Genomic DNA, 17818 nt, shown 5'->3' on the forward strand with positions numbered 1-17818 from the left:
CCGCAGGACGTACTTGCCACTCGACAAACTCTCCTAAACGATTGCCCAACTCCCCAATCTGCTTACTAACTCTGTTAATTTGCTTATCTGTTTCTTTTTGAGCTTGGGATAACTCTTGTTGGGATTGAGCTAATTGCTTTATTATTGCCCGAATCTCTTCAATAGTGGCTGTCATAATGAATTTTCTTAAGTTAAAATGAAATTTTCTCTATTATAGCCCGATCGCTTTTTCTCCCTTGAAGTAACCGTTCAGGGGGGACAAAATCTAGTAATCTAAAAAGACGTGGAAAAGAGCGGCTAATGTGAAAGAGTAGTATCCATCTCGGTGCTGCCCCTGGAGAGTCCTTCCACAGAGTCAATGCCACTGGCGGCTTGACATCCCCCCCCTGAAGGGTTACAATGGAACTATACGCCTTATGTAAGTTAGAAGCTAGAATGGTGTAAACTCGTTCGATAGATTATCTCTCTAGTCGGAGTGTTGGACTCAAACACTTGATCCCTAATTAGGTTGTTTTAGGTCACATCAAGAGTAATACTTTATTAGGTTTCTTACAGGAAATTTTAAGGGTTTGAGCCTTCGGTAAGTCTTTCGAGGTACCCTAGTCATCCTATCTCAAAAATAGCTTGAGCGATTTTTTCAGAGGATTTTCCTAATCTAAAGTAGTATCCTCTGAATGTTTATCATGTTACAAGTTAAGTGATTTTTACTCATTACAATGGCAAAAAATCAAGCCGAATCTATGTCTGATCAGAATCATCAGCATCCAGATATGGGTGCGAAGAAAACAACGCAGGCTAGGATAGAACATCAGAATGATAATCAAATAAAAACGGGAATTGATCCTAAAATTGATTCGGAAAAACCGTTTAAATATTCGGAGCCAACAGGAAGATTAGGGGAGATAATCCTGCGCTTAATGCCGGTGGGTCTTTTGCTCGGAGGACTGAGTTATTGGGCGATAGTTGGTAAGATTCCGACTCCTGTTCAAGGACGAGCGGTCATTTTGATTCCTCGTTCTATTGTTAATATCGAACCCCGTCAAGGTGGGCGGGTGTTAACCCTCCTGATTCAACCGGGAGATTCTGTCAAAAAAGGGCAGTTACTGGCAACTTTAGAGTTTCCTGAATTAGAAACAGAATTAAAAGATAAAAAGGATAGACTAGCAGATCTCAAGCAGCAGGATAAAAGAGTTGACTCTATTGAAGTGAGTCGTCGCCAATTGAATGCAGCCTCAATAGATCGCCAGCAAAAGGCCAATCAGCTTCAGATTAAAGCACTTCAAGTTCAATTATCCAGTAATCAAAAACAGCGAGAAGCCTATCTCTCCCATGCTCGATATCTTAAAAATTTCCAGAACTCAACGGATGAAAGACTAGCCGCCTACGATAAACTTATCGAAGAGGGGGCTGTCGCCAAGCTAGATTTTCCCTCCTATTTGTTTCAGTTCAATAATCTAGAGGCTTCTAATAGTATCAATCGCGTCCAAATAGAACTTGATCGCCTGAAGGGGGTTGATGAAAGCCTGCGAGCGCAGATGAACGCATTGACGGCACAGAATAATATACTAAACACGGAAAAACGGCAAATAGACCTGCAAGATACAGCCAGTGATATTCTTCGTTACAATGCGATCGCTGACCAGCAACGAGAGATTAATACGTTAAGAACCACTATTCAAGCCAACAAAAATGTAGTGAGTCTGTACAACGGCCAGATTTTAGACTTATCTGTTAATCCGGGGGAAGTCCTGGCTCCGGGGGGGCGCATAGGTACGTTAGAAGTCTCCAATCTAAAGGCCAAGACCAACGTGGTGGCCTTGTTTAAGAGCGGTGATGCCAAACGATTAGAACCGGGCCAGGAAGTAGAAGTCGTTCCCGATCTCTATGATCGCGAACGCTATGGGGGTATCGTTGCTAAGGTAATTACCGTCGATCAGCAGCCGGTAACTGTGGCAGAACTAGCAAATATAGTCGGAAGTCATGAACTCGCCAGCAAGCTGTTTCTGGGTAGAGATGAAGACGATCGCGATAAGCCTATACCCGTCAATGCAAGTGTTATCAAAGCCACTTTAGCGCTGAAGGTCGATCGCAATACACCGAGTGGTTTTTACTGGACTCAAGCCAAGGGAGCGCCCCAAAGAATTACCAACGGGACTACCGCAGATGTCCATGCTGTGGTAGAAGAGCGTTCTTTAGTGAGTTACATAACCCCTGCTTTTCGCTGGATTACAGGGGTGTACGATCGTTAACCACAATCTTGCGAGCGTAAGTAGCTGAAAGAAACAACGACTAGAATAAACGGTTAAACCTAATATGGAAAATCCGAAAAGACGTTCTCAATGGTGGACTTGGTGGTTTAAGTGGTGGATTATTGCCGCAGCGTTTGTCTTAGTAATCTTGATCCATAGTGAGCCTCCTCAGCTTTGGTTTTGGTTGGTGACGTTTTTGGCACTAATTTTATATGGGATTGAGCGAGCGATTAATGAGTAACAATGAGTAAGCCGAAAAAGGATATAGAGATACCTTGGACAGTAAAAACGGGCTAATGATCAGACAGGGATTGAAGTTTTCCCTGGGTGCTGCTCTCTTAACGAGTTTCTTTTGGCACCGAGGAAATGTATTAGACAACTTTGTCTATCCCGTCTTTGGGTATGTATCTGTACTGATTGAGCCATCCATGGGAGGTGCGATCGCGGCAGGTTTGGGGCGTTTGGGGGGAAGTGCTTTGGGGGGAATCATTGCCGCTATCCTGGTGAACGCCTACGGAATCCAAGGCTCAAGTTTTTTTGTCATTCCCTCTCTCACCTACATTTTAGCCGCCCTGATCTGTGAAACTTACCGATGGCAAGCCGCTTATTCCCAAGCCACACTACTGGGCGCTTTAATTGCCATGAGAGTGGTAGGAACATCAGCACAACAAGATATCTGGCTCTATTTGCGGTCGCGCCTGATCGATAACTGGATCGGAATCGCTGTGGGAATTGCTGTGGCCTTACTATTTTGGCCCCAGAATACTCGATCCGATCTCAACCGGAACTTGATGGGAATCCTTCAAGATATACCGCACTTGTTCCAAAAAATCCTCGATCGCCACTTAAAAACTGAGGTCGAGGAGCGGGATTATTCTCTTTCTATTGAGCAGAACGAGCTTAACTTACTCAATCAGATTAAAAAATCAACACAAACTAGCCTTTCAATGCTCACAAAAGCAACCCATGAATTCGGTAGTGAGATATTGGTGGCAGAAAATTGGAGTGAAATCTTGGCAATTCAGAACCAATTGACTCGACAATTAGCTGATCTGATGGCTTTTAAGGGCGAAAAGCATGAACAAAATTTAGTGGGTCAGTTCAGGGCGGAATTTCACCAATTGGCGACTCATCTTACCGACAGCTTTGATAGCTTGAGGGATCTGAGTAACGCCAAAAAAATCTTAGCTACCCCTTACCTGACAGAATTAGAAGAAGATTTAGCGAATATTGGGGGTAAACTTGATCATCTCCGAACAAGTGGAGAGATTGACCGGTATGATGTTCAAGAATCACTACAGTTTTATCAATTTATTCAACTTGTATCTCGATTTATCCAACAATGCGAGGGATTAGGAGGCAGGATAATCGATAAAACCAAAGTAACTGCAACTTTCAGGCGAAGACACCTGATTACCTTTCCCAAATGGGCCCCTATATCCCTAAAACGCCTGAGAGAAATTGTCAGTCTTGGCCTGGTTATTGGTTTGTTACTGGCTATTATTCGTCACATCGAGTTTCCCTATCCTTCTGCTTACGAAAAAGTGGCAGATATTGTGATAATAGGTGCAGTGGTCACTGTCATTCAACCGACAAGGGGTCGAGCGATCGCGATCGGTTGGGCAGCCACTGTTTCCTTGAGTTTGACGATTCTCTGTATTTACTTGTTGGTCAAGTCCTTTGGTTATAATCCTTTTAGTAGCAGTCTGGCTTATTTTTTCGCCTACTTCAGTTGTGCTTGGCTGGGGTTTACGCCGATCGCTCGCATCGGTGCGATTGTAGCAGCCGATGCCATCGGGAAGGATATTTTTCCTTTTTTCGAGCAAGGAATTTGGGCCGCACTGATTTCAGTTCCCGTAGGCGCGTTTCTGGGGGTGTTGCTGACCACTGTATTTATGACAAAATCGGCTACAAACCAACTGGAAACAGATTTTTCTGTGACTTTTAAGAAAATGGGACAGCTATATCAAAAACTGCTGTCAGGCTATTTTCAGGATACGATACCACCGTCAGATATCGCCCAACTGAAGCAGGCCATCACAGTGGCGATCGCCCAACATCCAGCCTCGGTTAAGATTGCCAGTCTCGAACAAATTTCCACAGTTTTAGCAACTAAAAACAAAAATTTTTGGAATTTCTCCATCGGCTACGAACAAAAACTCTCGGCTCAACTGGATGCTTTACAAGATGGGCTACAGCAACCGCTTCCTGAACCGATACGACAAAAGTTTTTACCTGAATTACAAGCGATTGCAAAAAAGACTGCGATCGCTTTTGATCAAATGGCTGAGGCGATCGCTGCCCAGGTAATTCTCAACCCACCAAAGTTAGGATTGCTCATCCAAGAAATTGAATCTCTTGAGAAGCAGTTACTGAGCTTGCGGGTTGAGAGTCGAAGTTATCCCTTAAATGAGCTAATCGCCTTTAGCTCGGCTTTTATGACGATGAAAGCCATTGCCAGCAACTTAAATCAAATGAGTCAAGACTTACCTGCCTACACCCAATAGGTAAGCTGCTACGTTTTTAGGTAGGGTTGACTGAATAAATCTAAAAACCTTGTTGGATAAGACTTTTAGACTTTTTTCCCTCAAAAAGTGCCTACCATTGGAGTGTTATGCTGCCATATCGATCGATTAAATGACAATATTCACACAAACAATTGGCACGCTCACGTATGCGCTGACGACTCTTAATGCTGATAGTCATGACTCGGCAATAATGCGAGCGTTCATTAGGGTGAAGATTCGATCTAGCTCAGTAATACCAGCCAACTCGGCAGTTTCTTCTGGGGTGAGCAGGTTAGCCTTTTGCCGATCAACCAATGTTTCAAGTCGTATTTGGAGGTCATCGGTAAATTTGAACAGGTTGAGTCCACGAATCTTTTGGAGCTTAATACCTCCTTCAATCCAAGAAGAAGGTTGTACCATTGTTTGAGTAATCATGGCAACTTTCCCTATTCTCTAAGCATGATTGCATTTTATATTGTTTTTGTGCAGCACGTTTCGCTCTCTGCTCCTCAAGCTTCGCCCAAAACGCTTCTTGCCCTGGTTTATGTGGCATTGCTGCAATTCGAGCAAAGCGTTCACGGTTACGATCTTCCCAGTACTGGCGAATTTCTTCCCTATTCTGAAGAACCTCTTGATATTCAACCTCGACCTGAGCTTGGTTTGCCTCAATATAGGACAAAGCTGCGTCAATTTGCGCGTCCGTGAGGTTAAATGTGTCACGAATCAGTTTAGGAGGATAATCGGCTTTTAGGAGATCGATCACAGCATAAAGGCTAGTGCGCGTGCCAGCGATCGTCAGCCCAGGCTCTGTACGGATAATTTTCGCTTGTTGGTTTGCCGTCCAGGTCATTCCCTTAGCTCCTTAGAATCCACTTATAGGAATTAATTATACAAAGAATCAGGGTTCTTCGGTTTGTGTTATGCAATAGACTGGGGTTATAAGAGATGTAACCCTTATTTAGAAAAACATTTGGCGATTTTTGTCAATTGTTTTTGATCTAGAGCGAACTCATCAATTAAGTCTTTTGCCAGATAAGGATTTAGTCGATTTATGCCCCCCTATCGAACCATACCAAGTAACGAAGAGCCGAAAAAGATAAACTTGAGAATCCTCGATCAAATTTATTGACTCAAAATCAGCTATACTTAATTTAAATGAATCAACCCTCGGGACTAAGGGGGGATCGAACTTAAAATCCATTTTTAATTTAATTATAACCAGCCATTTATTATCTCAAGAATAATCTCACACATCGCTATCAATATCGCTGATTGCCTCTAATTGTTACCAATCAGTTTAAGAGGTTGGAAGGGTTCTTTTTCGGACTCGATCTCCTCTAAAAAATATTACAATCAATCGCTTTTGATATACGCTTTAAAAATAGATGATAATTGAAATCGGTTTTGCTCCCTTTGAATTAAATAACGTTGTTGCAAGGATTGTAAACCATTGATTAAATCACTGGCAGATAAATCTAGGTTATTTTTTAACTCCTCTCTAGATAAAGGTTGATCAACTTTACTTAATTCTAAGGCGATTTGTTGAGCAAGGGGAGAACAGCGACCAAAAATTTGTTTTAAATGAGACTGCATTTTTTTTGTAATAACTAAGCTATTTTCTGCCAAGAAATCGTTAACCTTGCCATCAAAAACATCTTTAATCAAAACGGCAATATCGGTTAAATAAAAAGGATTACCTTCGTATAATTGAATTAATTCTAACCATCTTTCTCCATCTTGTAAACCTTTATTTTTAAGAAAATCAATGGCTTCAAATCCTGATAATTCTAAGCATTGAATAGGAGAATTTTCTTGATTAAGATAGTTCATTTCTGCCGATTTTTCTTGACTAATGAGAATAAAATGGCTCTGGTGTTGGATTTCTGCAATCAGTTTTAAAAAATGTTGATAACTGCTATATTCAGGTTGATAATTACCCGCCATTTGACCAACAGCAAAAAGATTTTGAAAATCATCTAAGACGATTAAACATTTATGATTGCTTAGAACTTCTAACAATTCCTGGATTTTATTATCGGTGCTTTCCTTCGGTTCTTTTTGGCAAGTATTCAATAAATCATTTAGCCATAAATCTAAAGACTTAGGAAATTTTAAACTTTTCCAAATCACCACTTCAAATTGTTCTAAATTGAGATCAATAAATCGTTTAACTAGGGTGGTTTTTCCTATTCCCCATAATCCCAAAACGGCAATTAAGCGAGTATTTTGCTTAAACACCCAGTTCGAGATTGTTGCCAGTTCATTTTCTCGATCATAAAAGTCAATAATTTGGGGAGCAAGGGTTAGATCATGATAGATTGATTCAGATTGAGAGTTATTATTACTATTTAAGTCATTTTCGTTATACAATCTTGTATTTTCTGTAGGACAAAGATTATTATTATTGCCATTAATACTATAAATATTAGAATTTTTTAATGATTTAATATACACTCTTTCTAAGACAGAACGGGAAGTAGATTTTTTTATATCTTTTTCTAAAACCTCCGATAAAAGCTTCCATAATTTAGCGCCTTCCTCTCTAATATGACTCTCACTGCGGTGATATTCGTTACCTATTTCTTGATAACTCTGTCCTTGCCAACTCCCTTCAAAAATAGCCTTCTGGATAGTATTTAGCGGCTTTTTATCTCGCTCAATAAGGCGTTCGTCAATCAGTTGTAAAACTTCCGTGATATTCATACAATCGACACAGCAAAAGACTTTTGGGTATTATAGCCCAACTAAATCCCACTTTTTCCAATTTTCAGAAAAATTTACCCGACAAAACTCCCGATAAAATCCGATGTTTAGGGGTTGTCACTTTTTGGAAGCGTTTGGCATGATGGAATGTAGTTAAGCAAAACAGACCTAAAACTAACCATATCTAACTCAGCGACGCTAGTTCTAAGTATTATTGCTTATGTCTCAGTTTAACGTAGGTATTTTATGACGAAGTTCGTTTTAGACAAATATGCGCTCGATTCTAAAAAATCAGAAGCTAAGGCAAAAATCGTCGGTTCATTGGGTTCAAATGCCTCAATTTCAGGGGATCAGATAGAAGTCCCCAGTTATGATGCGAGTAAAGTGGTTCAGATTTTAAGTCAAGTTGGTATCAAGTATTCGGGGGGGTAGATTTGAAAATTAAGTCGGTACTTTTTTAGGTAGAAAGGCTTTATTTAGATACTGAACATCTTAATCATCAATTAATAGAGGTAATGCAATCATGAGTATAATCAAAGCGGGAACAGAACTTTTAAGTGACTTGGGTTGGGGAATAATAAAAAATTCAGGTCGCATTCTTTATGGTGGTGGACAAGCGGTTGTAGGTATGGTTACTGAAGATGAAGAACTTGTAGAAAATGGAGTGAGAAACCTTGCTAAAGGAGCAGGTGGTTTAAGTCTTGGTTTAGTCAAAAAAGCTATCAATGGAGATGAATCTGAGGATGGCAATGAAGACATTGATTTAGAGTCATAGTAATAACTTTTGGCTCTCCTAGACTGGTTATAGCAAATTAATAGCCTAGAATCCAACAAAGCAAAAAGCTTTTTTTATTAAAATTGCTTTTTTTAATTCTGGTGAGCCTTACTTGGCAAGGCTTGCGTGAACTATTTTATGCTAATATATCATAACTACTCTAGAAGAGCCTAACTTTTTTGCTCATTTACCATTTTTTCTCTTGCTTGGTAATTAAGCAGTTTTATACTATAGCGTTTTCTGTTTGAAAGAGGTACATTATAGATGTTAAAAAGCTTAATCGGCAGATGTTTAAGTGTGCCACACAGGTGTGAGAACTGCCAGAGAAAGTCGTTTAATTTCTAGAAAATCTTTGAGGTCAGCAATGAACGATACAACAATAACAACAATAAAGCCTGAAAATGTTACACCTAAAGGATTCCAAAAGTTTATTATTTATTGCTTTCTTGGGTTTGGTTTGTTAACTTTGATTTTTGGGATTGGACTTATATTTATTGGACTTAGTGTTTGGATCTTATTCATCCACCCGAAAAACTTCAAGAAAAATTACCCTATTAGCTATACATTAACAAATAATGAGTTTATTGCCCATCGATCAGGAGGTGGTATATTTTGGAGTATTCCTTGGAGTGATATTGATTCAATATACATCATTTCTTCTCACTGGGCGTTTCCTGCCTCATTAGGTTTAAAGTTAAAAGAATACTCAAATTTTCAGTCATCAATAGAACGCAGTAAAAGCAGTAAAAATAGTTTTAGTTTTTCAGAAAAACTTGCACTGTTGTCTTTTAACAAGATTTTTATGAATAAATATGCGAGGGCTTTATCTGGGGGCAAGTCTGATATTATAATACATTACCAGGCTTTTGATCGTCCTGCCGCAGCTTTTGGTAATCTTCTGAACACTTATATAGAGTATGCAACTGCTTTAGAGCAACTAGATAAAATGGATTCTTCAACAAGCAGTAGTTATAATACTACTAATTCCTATGAAGTAACTTTAAAAACTCCAAGCGGAGAATATACCATCCAGGTTCCTGATGATGAGTTTATCTTAAATGCGGCGAAGAAAAAAGGAATAGTGATTCCCTTTGATTGTCGTTGCGGTGCTTGTCCTACCTGTGCTGGTAAGATCGTTTCTGGTAGTGTAGATCAATCAGATCAATCTTTCTTAGATGATGATCAAATAGACGATGGTTATGTATTGCTTTGTGTTGCTTATCCTACTTCTAATTGTGTCATTGAAACTGATAAAGAAGAAGATCTTTATTAGTGCGATCGCTTTTTTATCGGGTGCATTATACTTTGTTAATGCACCTTATTTGTTGTCTATAATTTAAAAGATTGAGATAAGGGCAGTTTGTTGGGTTGATTTTGCGTTAAAATTAAGTTAGATATGTCTTAATTGATGAAACTTAGCAAGACAATGAATACTTCGATTACTTTTCAAGAAATTGCCGCCGAAATACAATTATTTGATAATATTGAACAAAAAGAACAATTTATTTTTGTGGTGGGTGCTTTAGTTTCTCGCATCATCAGTCTTCATAAAGCCGCAGAAATCATGGAAATGGATACAGAAATGTTCTTGAAAATTTTAGAATTAATGGGAATCGATTTTTCTTATCTTACTACAGGAGACATAGATAGAGAAAAAAAAATGGTAATCTCTATGAAAATTGTTTTCAATTCTTACCCTTTAATCTTTTTGTCTCAGTTAGGATTTTTAGAAAAATCCCTAGATTCTAATGATAATTTTTATTTGCCTGCAACCGTACAACAGGAAATTAATGCCAAACAAGATCAATCTTCAGAGACTCTTAATAAGCTGATCAATCAACAGAAATTAATTATCCTAAATATTAAATTAATCTCTCTAGCAAATAGTTTAAATGAACGTTTAGGGAAAGGTGAATCTGATGCCATTACTTTAGGAATAGAATTACAAACTGATTATATCATCCTTGATGACTTTGCAGCAAGAAAAGAAGCACTACGCTTAGGCTTAAATGTTAAAGGAACTTTAGCGATTATTCGTAAACTTCTCAAAGAAGGAAAGATAGAAATTGAAAATTTGGAGAGTTTTTATCAAAGACTTAGAGAAATTAACTTTAGAGTCAAGCGTGAGATATTTGAGAGCATTTTTGGAGACTGAGTGTGATACTGAAGGCACTGCGTAGCAGCACGCTTATTTTGTCGGGTGCATTAACAGAGTATAATGCGCCTTATTTCTTGTTATTGATGGATTCCCACCATAACTTTAAATCACTTTCATTAATCTTTTTTTGAAGATATTCAATCTGATCTGAATAGCTGAGATTTTTCATGTCTTCAGCCATTTTTTCTTGACTGGTTTGTTTAAAAGCTAAACAGTCAAAACTTTTTTTAATTGTCGTTGGCTTCATCAATTGTTACCTCTAAAGGAGAAATAATAGTCAAAATCCCGTAGCCATTAAGTAAATTAATTTGATTATAGCCTTTCATTTTATCTAGGCGCACAATATGTTTAAAATTCCATGATATGATTGCATCCGCTCTAGCTATTGTAGCAGCCGCTACATGAGTAGCATCATTAATAGACTTTGATGTAACAACTCCTTCATTGATATAAGCATCCCTTAACTGTAAAACTTCAGGTGTTATCTTAACTACTTCAATAACTCTCTGCGGAATCGATAATAAAATATCTTTAACCGCTTGGGGGGCATTAATTAATTCGCTAACAATGATATCACTCATTAACAAAATAAACTTTTCTTGCTTAATGGCTTCCATCAATTGATTGGACTCTAAGGAAAATTCATCATCTAAACAGCCTCCAATGACTGATGTATCGATATAAATTCTAAGTTGTTTCATAACGATTTTAGCTCGTCAATTTAATATTTTCTCAATTAAAGATGGTTTGTTGCCTTGTAGTTGTTTAGCAAAAGTTTCTCCTGCTTCAAGTTGTCGTCTAATTTCTTCTCGATTGTCATGGTAATAGGCCAAGGCCGCATAAACATCTGCTAGGGTGATAGTAGGATGGTGATAAATAATTTCATCTGGTGACATTCCCATTCTTTCATGCCAAATTACAATATCTTGAACTTTAATTCGATGTCCAGCAATACGAGGTTTTCCGCCACAGATACCAGAAGTGATTTCAATATGTTGTGAGATAACTAAAGATGACATAATTACTTGCCAATAAGATCAATCAATCCTTGTTATTATACCATTTTTTCCCCAGTAAGGCAACATCACTGCGATCTCGAAGATATTCGCAAAGCAGCACGCTGATTTTTTTAGGGTGCATTAACAAATTATAATGCGCCTTATTTATTGTCTATTGATGAAATGATCCAAAGACGTTAATTTAAAAGATTGAGGCAAGGCAGTTTGTTGGGTTGGTCTTGTGTTAAAATTGGGTTAGGGCTAGTCTGAATCATTTATCCTGTATCATTTAAGGGTGGAGAAAACTATGCTAAAAACCTTTAAAGCAATTTTGAAAAATAATACCCTTCAATGGCTTAATGAAACCCCTGAAATCAACTCCGAATATCCTGTTAATGTTTATATTACATTATTAGAAGAAAATATCATTGGTGAAAATCGATCTAACGGTCAAAAAATGGCCAATGCTTTGAAAAAAATTGCTAACAATAATACTTTTACTGCTGTTGATACCCAACAGTGGCAACAACAAAATCGTTGCGATCGCTCTCTTCCTAATCGGGATTAAATCATGTTATTAGATAGCAATATTATTATCTATGCCGCTCAATTGGAAAATGAGTTTCTCAGGGAGTTTATTGCAGAAAATTCTCCTTATGTATCTGCTTTATCTTATCTGGAAGTTTTAGGTTACTATCGGTTAACTCATCAGGATAAAGTCTATTTTGAAGAATTTTTTACAAGCAGTAACTTTAAAACAAATCAGAAAGATGTCCTTAGGAGATGCCATTATTGCAGGAACAGCTTTCGTTTATAATTTAACAATTGTAACTCGCAATATTGATGATTTTAATTGGATCAGTAAATTAAATCTAATTAACTCTTTTCAACGGTAAAAAAATATCCATCCTGATATACTTTATCGCCAGTCCATTATTCAGAGTGAATCTTCTAGTTTTATGGTGATATAATTTTGAGTTTGATTGGGATTTTGGATAAACCTAACGACGATTTTATCTCGTTCTTCTAATAGGGTTTCTAGGGTTAATAAATTTGATTCTGTAGATTGAGAGAGAATTTTATATAAGGTACTCTCGCTCGAATTATAGTCTCGCTCATTTTCTTTGGCAATATCACTAATTTCGTTGCGATTATAAAGAATAATTCCTCTGAATTGCACAAATATTTGTACATTTTGATAGTTTTTCTGGGGATTAGCATGATTATTGAGAGTCAGAAGCATATAGATTCTATTCATCCCGCTTTGAAATTTACCAGCAATCTGCTTTAATGTGCTTTCTTTGTCTTTTTTTGCCTGTAGGGATGCTTTGAGTTCAATTAAACAAATTTGCAGATGATAATTGAGAATTTTACCCCCATCATCGACTTTTCTCTGTAAAACTAATATAGCTTTTTCAGGGGTTTTGCCGGAAGCAGAGATACCGGGTATCTCTTTTTCTAAATTGATAACCCAGATTTTATCTACTTCTGTAGATATATTTTTGTCATTTTTAGACGATAACTGTAAGTGATTAATAACTACTTTCTTTAAATCGCTCTTATTTGTTTCTTGAATTTCAATATACTCATCCTGACTAAGGGATATTTCTTGAATAAAACCCTGTTTTTCTAAAGCTTGGTGAAACTCTTGTCTAAGGGAAAATATTTCTTTTTTTGAGTTAGACTTACTCATTCTCTGCTAAATAGATATGATTGGTTAAAATTTCTCCAGATTTCTGCACAGAGTTGATAACTTCTGTAAAATTACGAAAATAAACACCATATTGACTGGTTCCATAATCAATAATTTTATCACCCGTGAAAAAGTAAACCCCTAAGTCTTCTTTAGCAAGTGAAATTTCAGGATTTAAATTTTTTAATTGATTATCTTCAATAATTTTTGTGACATCAACACCATAACTTTTTAAGGTATGAAGATAAACATAATTGTTGAGAATATCGGTTAAAATTGGGCTATGGGTGGTGATCAAAACCCGATTATTATGCTCGGTGACAAATTGAACTAAAATATCCATTAAGCGAATTTGATTTTCGGGATGCAAATTAACCTCTGGTTCATCTATCATCAAAAAATTGTTTTTTTCCTTGGCCCAATATTTGAGATAAAGATACAAGATAGTCAACTGATTGACTGAAGATGAAGCTAGATACATAGGTAAATCTTTGCTTTCATCGAATTTAAAAGAAAATTGAATAGGTGCGATCGATTCTAGACTAGAAATGGTGATTTCTCCTCCCATTAATCCGATCATCTTTTCAATCAGAGAATTATAAACTGAATTAATTTTTTTCTTGGTATTGAGAGAATAAAGCGACTCAATCACCTTATTCATTGGTTCTGTATAAGACCTTTTGGGTAATTGTTCTTGAAGACGTTTGAATATATCCCGATTATTATCACTATCATCATCAATATTTTCTATTAATTCTAAAAATAGACGATTATACTCACTTCTTTTATTTCTTTCTATCTCATAAATATACTGGTAGAAAACAGGAAAAAAGCTACGACTAGCGGGGATAAAAAAAGTATCTTGTATCGGAGACAAAAGCACTCTTATTATTGACGGAATAATTACTGATTCCTTGTATGGTTTAGCTCTCTCAAACAAGTCTCTGGGTATTTGATCAAATACTTTCTCAGGGATATTATTCTCTTTTATATTTATTGTTAGGCTACCTTTGCGCTTGCTAATCTGTAAATACTCCAGATCATTATTTCCTGCAACACGAACCGAAAAAGTTGTTTTAAATTTCGTCTCTTTAAATTCTTTAATATCCGCTTGAAAAATTAATTTATTGGAACTAATAATCGTTTCTTTAATACTGGCATCAAGATTATAAGTATTAACAACTTCTTTTTCAATAAATCGGCTAAATTTATTGAGAATCTCATCGATTAATTCTTGATTGATCGTAATTTTTTTAATAGGTTTTTCCGAGTCAACTACTAAAGAATCAATTTCGGTATTTTCGGAAAACTTTCTAATATTGTCATGATTAAAAATTGTCCATAAAAGCTGAGAAACTAGGGTTTTGCCACTATTATTGTAACCAATAAAAGTATAAAACTTCTTGGTTAAATCTATAGCTTGATTATTATTTCTAATTGATCCCAAATTCTTGATCAGTAGTTCCATATTATTTTTACCAATCACACCGAGAGAATAACTAATTTTTTAAAGGTGGACAAAATGCCCACCCTTAACACTATTGTAAACTGCTAGTTAACTGACTTTTGGCCTTAGCTAAAGCTTCGCTTAACTTACTAGCATCCCGTCCCCCAGCTTGAGCTAAATTGGGACGACCACCACCACCACCGGCGCAGATTTTAGCGATCGCACCGATAAATTTACCCGCTTGTAAACCCTTATCTTTAATCACCCGGGGACTAAAAGCGGCCACTAAACTCACTTTATCAGCTGCGGGAGTCGAGGCCAAAATCACTGCCCCTTCCCCTAATTTTTGCTGTAGTCTTTCGGCTGCAGCCATCAAAGCATTAGCATCAATATCGCCCAAAGAAGCGACTAATAGCTTAAATTCGCCGATAGATTCAGCTTGAGATAGCAAAGCATCCGATTTATTTAGTGCTAACTCCTGTTTAACCGCTTCTAACTGCTTTTGTGTCCCCTTTAACTCTGATTGTAGGGCCGTAATGCGATCGGGAATTTCCAGAGGTTTGACCTTAAAGCGATCGCACAGATCCCGCACCACCTGATCCCGTTCATTCAGGTATGCTAACACGGCGGGGCCAGCCACCGCTTCGATGCGACGAATTCCTGCGGCGATTCCCGTCTCGGAGATGATTTTAAATAAACCGATCTCGGCGGTATTTTTAACGTGAGTTCCCCCGCATAATTCCATAGAAACGCTAGGAATATCGATAACTCGCACTTCTGAGCCGTATTTCTCGCCAAACATAGCAATAGCTCCCTTTTGCTTCGCTTCTTCCAATCCCATCACCGCTATCTGGGTGTCATGCGCTTCGGCAATCCAAGTGTTAATCTGTTCTTCCACCTGTTGCAATTCAGAGTTAGTCAGGGGACGAGGACAGTTAAAATCAAAACGGAGGCGCTCAAAACTGACGAGGGAACCTGCTTGGGAAATCCCCCCATCGACAAGCTTTTTCAAGGCCGATTGTAGCAGATGGGTAGCGGTATGATTAGCTTGAGCGCGACGACGACAGGAACGGTCAATCTGAGCATTAATTGTATCGCCGGTGGTGACAATTCCCCGCTCAATCCGACCAAAATGGATAAAAATCCCCGATTCTTTCTGCACATCCTCAACGCGGATAAGCAGATTATCGCCAGTTAAATAACCCTTATCACCGATTTGTCCACCCGATTCGGCATAAAAAGGGGTTTTATCGAGAACTATCTGCACCTCAGTGCCTGCTGCGGCCGATTCCACCGTTTTACCAGCGACTAAAACCGCCGTTACTGTTGCGGTTGCTTGCAAATCCGTATAACCGAGAAATTCCGTCGGGTGAATATGTTCTGCCAGCTTATCTAAACTACCCTGTACCGTCAAATCTATGGTTTCGTGGGCGGCTTTTGATCTTTGCTGCTGTTTTTTCATTTCCTGCTCGAAACCCGCCGTATCGACGCTTAAACCCTGCTCCTCGGCGATTTCTTGAGTCAGTTCCAGGGGGAAGCCATAGGTATCATAAAGGGTAAAAGCATCGACTCCCGAAATCTGGCTTTTTTCTTTTTCTAGAATCGATTCGAGCAGTTTCTCGCCTCTTTCTAGGGTTTCTAAAAATCTCGCTTCCTCTCGCTCTAATTCTGCCTTGATCACCGTTTCTCGTTCCCGAACATTGCCATAGACGGACTCGGAAAGAGCGATCGCTACTTCCGCCACTTTGGTGATAAATTGACCTTCAATACCGATTAAACGCCCGTGCCGTACTACTCTCCGAATCAGACGACGCAGGACGTAACCTCTGTCAGTATTCGATGCTGAGATACCATCCGCTATCATGTGTACTACCGAACGCACATGATCGCCGATGACTTTTAGGGAAACTTTCGTTTTTTCGTCCGCTTTCTGGTAGTCTATCGCTGCTAACCGGGCCGCTTCAGCGACAATCGGGAAAATTAGGTCAGTTTCGTAGTTATTGGCGACTTTTTGCAGGATTTGCGCCATCCGTTCCAAACCCATCCCCGTATCGATGTTTTTATTCGCTAGGGGTGTCAGATTGCCGTCTGCGTCGCGGTTATACTGCATGAAGACGAGGTTATAAAACTCGATAAAACGGCTATCATCCTCTAAATCGATGGTTTTATCCCCTAATTCCGGGTGAAAATCGTAGTAAATTTCCGAACAGGGACCACAGGGACCCGTGGGACCCGATACCCAAAAGTTATCCGCTTCGCCCATTTTTTGGATACGATGGGCAGGAATACCGATTTTATCGCGCCAGATAGCGAAAGCTTCCTCATCCTCTTTAAAGACACTAACGACTAATCTTTCGGGGGGAAGGTTAAAAACTTCTGTGGACAATTCCCAGGCCCAGGCGATCGCTTGTTCTTTAAAATAATCACCAAAGCTAAAATTGCCCAACATCTCAAAAAAAGTATGATGTCTAGCAGTCCGGCCGACATTTTCGATATCGTTGGTGCGAATACATTTTTGAGAAGTGGTAGCGCGGGGAAATTCTGGGGTCTTTTGCCCTAAGAAAATCGGTTTAAAAGGGAGCATTCCCGCAATAGTCAGCAAAACTGTGGGGTCTTCTGGTACTAGAGAGGCACTAGGGAGAATTTTATGGTTTCTGGCCGCAAAAAAGTCTAAAAATCGCTGGCGAATCTCGCTTCCGCTTAGGTGGTTACTCATAGAAGATGTCAGTTAGTCAGAAAATGCCTATTTTATCCATTGTGGCATTTTTGCGTTTTAACTCTCCACCTTTACTCTCGCGCCGCTTGTCGGACCTGCTCTAAGTCTAAATCCAAAGCTTGAGCGATTTGTTCCACACTTAAACCCAAAGCCAGCAAACGGGGAATAGATTCCAGTTTTCCTTCTAGTTTTCCTTCTAGTTTTCCTTCCAGTTTTCCTTCCTGTCGTCCCTCCTGTTTAGTTGCTTCCTTCCATTCCTGATAGGTTTGAGATAAGGTCATAAACACCTCTCTATCCTCAGTTTCTAGGATGTTATTTATTTCCATACTAACCCGCCAACTAATCAATAATTCCAGCACATTTTCCCGGAAAGCATTACCTTGAGGTAATTCTAACAATTCTCGCACCGCTTGGTTTTGCGTTTTTCCCCGTCCTAATAATCTTAACCAGAGAGTCTCAGCAGTCACAGGCAATTGATTAATAGCGATAATTGCCGTGCGATAAAGCAAGGGAAGAAAATAGACTCCTTCTGGCCACTCTGGGTCTAATTTTGCCCCAAATCCCTCTAAAAC

19 protein-coding genes are annotated in these 17818 nt (G+C 38.6%); 8 read left to right on the forward strand and 11 right to left on the reverse strand.

The genetic code is table 11. The features are described 5' to 3' along the window. A partial coding sequence (locus PN470_RS11715; protein ID WP_272104581.1) for a DUF3782 domain-containing protein occupies positions 1–175 on the reverse strand: 175 nt, incomplete at its 3' end. Positions 176–716: 541 nt separating this feature from the next. Here PN470_RS11715 and PN470_RS11720 point away from each other — a divergent pair. From PN470_RS11720 to PN470_RS11730, 3 genes are all read left to right on the forward strand, one after another. Next, on the forward strand, positions 717–2249 hold the full coding sequence (locus tag PN470_RS11720; RefSeq protein WP_334310433.1) for an NHLP bacteriocin system secretion protein: 1533 nt from the start codon (positions 717–719) through the stop codon (positions 2247–2249). Positions 2250–2313: 64 nt separating this feature from the next. Next, on the forward strand, positions 2314–2490 hold the full coding sequence (locus tag PN470_RS11725) for a hypothetical protein (RefSeq protein ID WP_170915562.1): 177 nt from the start codon (positions 2314–2316) through the stop codon (positions 2488–2490). A 55-nt stretch (positions 2491–2545) separates the two neighbouring features. After that, positions 2546–4756, forward strand: coding sequence for an FUSC family protein (locus tag PN470_RS11730; protein ID WP_334310434.1), 2211 nt, complete (start codon positions 2546–2548; stop codon positions 4754–4756). Positions 4757–4951: 195 nt separating this feature from the next. On the opposite strand, the gene PN470_RS11735 is transcribed toward PN470_RS11730, so the two are convergent. The 3 genes from PN470_RS11735 to PN470_RS11745 form a co-directional block, all read right to left on the reverse strand. Continuing rightward, positions 4952–5191 carry a hypothetical protein gene (locus PN470_RS11735; protein WP_016516906.1) on the reverse strand — a complete coding sequence of 80 codons (240 nt, stop codon included), beginning with the start codon at positions 5189–5191 and terminating at the stop codon, positions 4952–4954. Then, on the reverse strand, positions 5151–5606 hold the full coding sequence (locus tag PN470_RS11740; RefSeq protein ID WP_016516907.1) for a DUF433 domain-containing protein: 456 nt from the start codon (positions 5604–5606) through the stop codon (positions 5151–5153). Before PN470_RS11740 ends, PN470_RS11735 begins: the two co-directional genes overlap by 41 nt. A gap of 503 nt (positions 5607–6109) precedes the next feature. Next, the gene (locus PN470_RS11745) at positions 6110–7459 is read right to left on the reverse strand and encodes an ATP-binding protein (RefSeq protein ID WP_271937476.1); all 1350 of its coding nucleotides are present in this window, start codon (positions 7457–7459) and stop codon (positions 6110–6112) included. 246 nt (positions 7460–7705) lie between these two features. Between PN470_RS11745 and PN470_RS11750 the strand changes: the two genes are divergently transcribed. From PN470_RS11750 to PN470_RS11765, 4 genes are all read left to right on the forward strand, one after another. Next, positions 7706–7891 carry a hypothetical protein gene (locus PN470_RS11750; protein ID WP_002754073.1) on the forward strand — a complete coding sequence of 62 codons (186 nt, stop codon included), beginning with the start codon at positions 7706–7708 and terminating at the stop codon, positions 7889–7891. Between the two features lie 91 nt (positions 7892–7982). Next, positions 7983–8234, forward strand: coding sequence for a hypothetical protein (locus PN470_RS11755; RefSeq protein ID WP_002795035.1), 252 nt, complete (start codon positions 7983–7985; stop codon positions 8232–8234). Positions 8235–9180: 946 nt separating this feature from the next. After that, positions 9181–9507 carry a 2Fe-2S iron-sulfur cluster-binding protein gene (locus PN470_RS22170; protein WP_334310435.1) on the forward strand — a complete coding sequence of 109 codons (327 nt, stop codon included), beginning with the start codon at positions 9181–9183 and terminating at the stop codon, positions 9505–9507. A 153-nt stretch (positions 9508–9660) separates the two neighbouring features. Beyond that, the gene (locus PN470_RS11765; protein ID WP_272104578.1) at positions 9661–10389 is read left to right on the forward strand and encodes a DUF3368 domain-containing protein; all 729 of its coding nucleotides are present in this window, start codon (positions 9661–9663) and stop codon (positions 10387–10389) included. Positions 10390–10459: 70 nt separating this feature from the next. Here the strand turns inward: PN470_RS11765 and PN470_RS11770 are convergent, their stop codons facing one another. The 3 genes from PN470_RS11770 to PN470_RS11780 are packed head-to-tail and all read right to left on the reverse strand — an operon-like array spanning position 10460 to position 11411. Next, positions 10460–10639: a hypothetical protein gene (locus PN470_RS11770; protein ID WP_002747316.1), complete on the reverse strand. Its 180-nt coding sequence runs from the start codon at positions 10637–10639 to the stop codon at positions 10460–10462. Then, a complete protein-coding gene (locus PN470_RS11775) occupies positions 10620–11093 on the reverse strand; it encodes a PIN domain-containing protein (protein ID WP_046662012.1) in 474 nt (157 codons plus the stop codon). The genes PN470_RS11770 and PN470_RS11775 overlap by 20 nt, the downstream gene beginning before the upstream one ends. A gap of 15 nt (positions 11094–11108) precedes the next feature. Next, on the reverse strand, positions 11109–11411 hold the full coding sequence (locus tag PN470_RS11780) for a DUF433 domain-containing protein (RefSeq protein WP_046662013.1): 303 nt from the start codon (positions 11409–11411) through the stop codon (positions 11109–11111). Positions 11412–11697: 286 nt separating this feature from the next. Between PN470_RS11780 and PN470_RS11785 the strand changes: the two genes are divergently transcribed. Further along, positions 11698–11958 carry a hypothetical protein gene (locus tag PN470_RS11785; RefSeq protein ID WP_272104579.1) on the forward strand — a complete coding sequence of 87 codons (261 nt, stop codon included), beginning with the start codon at positions 11698–11700 and terminating at the stop codon, positions 11956–11958. A gap of 369 nt (positions 11959–12327) precedes the next feature. On the opposite strand, the gene PN470_RS11790 is transcribed toward PN470_RS11785, so the two are convergent. The 4 genes from PN470_RS11790 to PN470_RS11805 form a co-directional block, all read right to left on the reverse strand. Continuing rightward, the gene (locus tag PN470_RS11790; RefSeq protein ID WP_271937487.1) at positions 12328–13083 is read right to left on the reverse strand and encodes a hypothetical protein; all 756 of its coding nucleotides are present in this window, start codon (positions 13081–13083) and stop codon (positions 12328–12330) included. Beyond that, positions 13076–14551, reverse strand: a complete 1476-nt coding sequence (locus tag PN470_RS11795) for an AAA family ATPase (RefSeq protein ID WP_271937489.1) — start codon at positions 14549–14551, stop codon at positions 13076–13078. The genes PN470_RS11790 and PN470_RS11795 overlap by 8 nt, the downstream gene beginning before the upstream one ends. Positions 14552–14621: 70 nt before the next feature. After that, the gene (gene alaS / locus PN470_RS11800) at positions 14622–17246 is read right to left on the reverse strand and encodes an alanine--tRNA ligase (protein ID WP_069474738.1); all 2625 of its coding nucleotides are present in this window, start codon (positions 17244–17246) and stop codon (positions 14622–14624) included. A gap of 71 nt (positions 17247–17317) precedes the next feature. Continuing rightward, positions 17318–17818, reverse strand: a 501-nt coding sequence (locus PN470_RS11805; protein WP_272104580.1) for an Rpn family recombination-promoting nuclease/putative transposase, incomplete at its 5' end; no start/stop codon positions are given.

This window comes from Microcystis sp. CS-574 (assembly GCF_028329095.1).
Classification (GTDB): Bacteria; Cyanobacteriota; Cyanobacteriia; order Cyanobacteriales; family Microcystaceae; genus Microcystis; species Microcystis ichthyoblabe_A.

Bases quoted from the DNA above. Each gene is read 5' to 3' on its own strand.
- PN470_RS11720 (WP_334310433.1), top strand. From the start codon at position 717: ATGGCAAAAAATCAAGCCGAATCTATGTCTGATCAGAATCATCAGCAT.
- PN470_RS11725 (WP_170915562.1), top strand. From the start codon at position 2,314: ATGGAAAATCCGAAAAGACGTTCTCAATGGTGGACTTGGTGGTTTAAG.
- PN470_RS11730 (WP_334310434.1), top strand. From the start codon at position 2,546: ATGATCAGACAGGGATTGAAGTTTTCCCTGGGTGCTGCTCTCTTAACG.
- PN470_RS11735 (WP_016516906.1), bottom strand. From the start codon at position 5,191: ATGATTACTCAAACAATGGTACAACCTTCTTCTTGGATTGAAGGAGGT.
- PN470_RS11740 (WP_016516907.1), bottom strand. From the start codon at position 5,606: ATGACCTGGACGGCAAACCAACAAGCGAAAATTATCCGTACAGAGCCT.
- PN470_RS11745 (WP_271937476.1), bottom strand. From the start codon at position 7,459: ATGAATATCACGGAAGTTTTACAACTGATTGACGAACGCCTTATTGAG.
- PN470_RS11750 (WP_002754073.1), top strand. From the start codon at position 7,706: ATGACGAAGTTCGTTTTAGACAAATATGCGCTCGATTCTAAAAAATCA.
- PN470_RS11755 (WP_002795035.1), top strand. From the start codon at position 7,983: ATGAGTATAATCAAAGCGGGAACAGAACTTTTAAGTGACTTGGGTTGG.
- PN470_RS22170 (WP_334310435.1), top strand. From the start codon at position 9,181: ATGGATTCTTCAACAAGCAGTAGTTATAATACTACTAATTCCTATGAA.
- PN470_RS11765 (WP_272104578.1), top strand. From the start codon at position 9,661: ATGAATACTTCGATTACTTTTCAAGAAATTGCCGCCGAAATACAATTA.
- PN470_RS11770 (WP_002747316.1), bottom strand. From the start codon at position 10,639: ATGAAGCCAACGACAATTAAAAAAAGTTTTGACTGTTTAGCTTTTAAA.
- PN470_RS11775 (WP_046662012.1), bottom strand. From the start codon at position 11,093: ATGAAACAACTTAGAATTTATATCGATACATCAGTCATTGGAGGCTGT.
- PN470_RS11780 (WP_046662013.1), bottom strand. From the start codon at position 11,411: ATGTCATCTTTAGTTATCTCACAACATATTGAAATCACTTCTGGTATC.
- PN470_RS11785 (WP_272104579.1), top strand. From the start codon at position 11,698: ATGCTAAAAACCTTTAAAGCAATTTTGAAAAATAATACCCTTCAATGG.
- PN470_RS11790 (WP_271937487.1), bottom strand. From the start codon at position 13,083: ATGAGTAAGTCTAACTCAAAAAAAGAAATATTTTCCCTTAGACAAGAG.
- PN470_RS11795 (WP_271937489.1), bottom strand. From the start codon at position 14,551: ATGGAACTACTGATCAAGAATTTGGGATCAATTAGAAATAATAATCAA.
- alaS (WP_069474738.1), bottom strand. From the start codon at position 17,246: ATGAGTAACCACCTAAGCGGAAGCGAGATTCGCCAGCGATTTTTAGAC.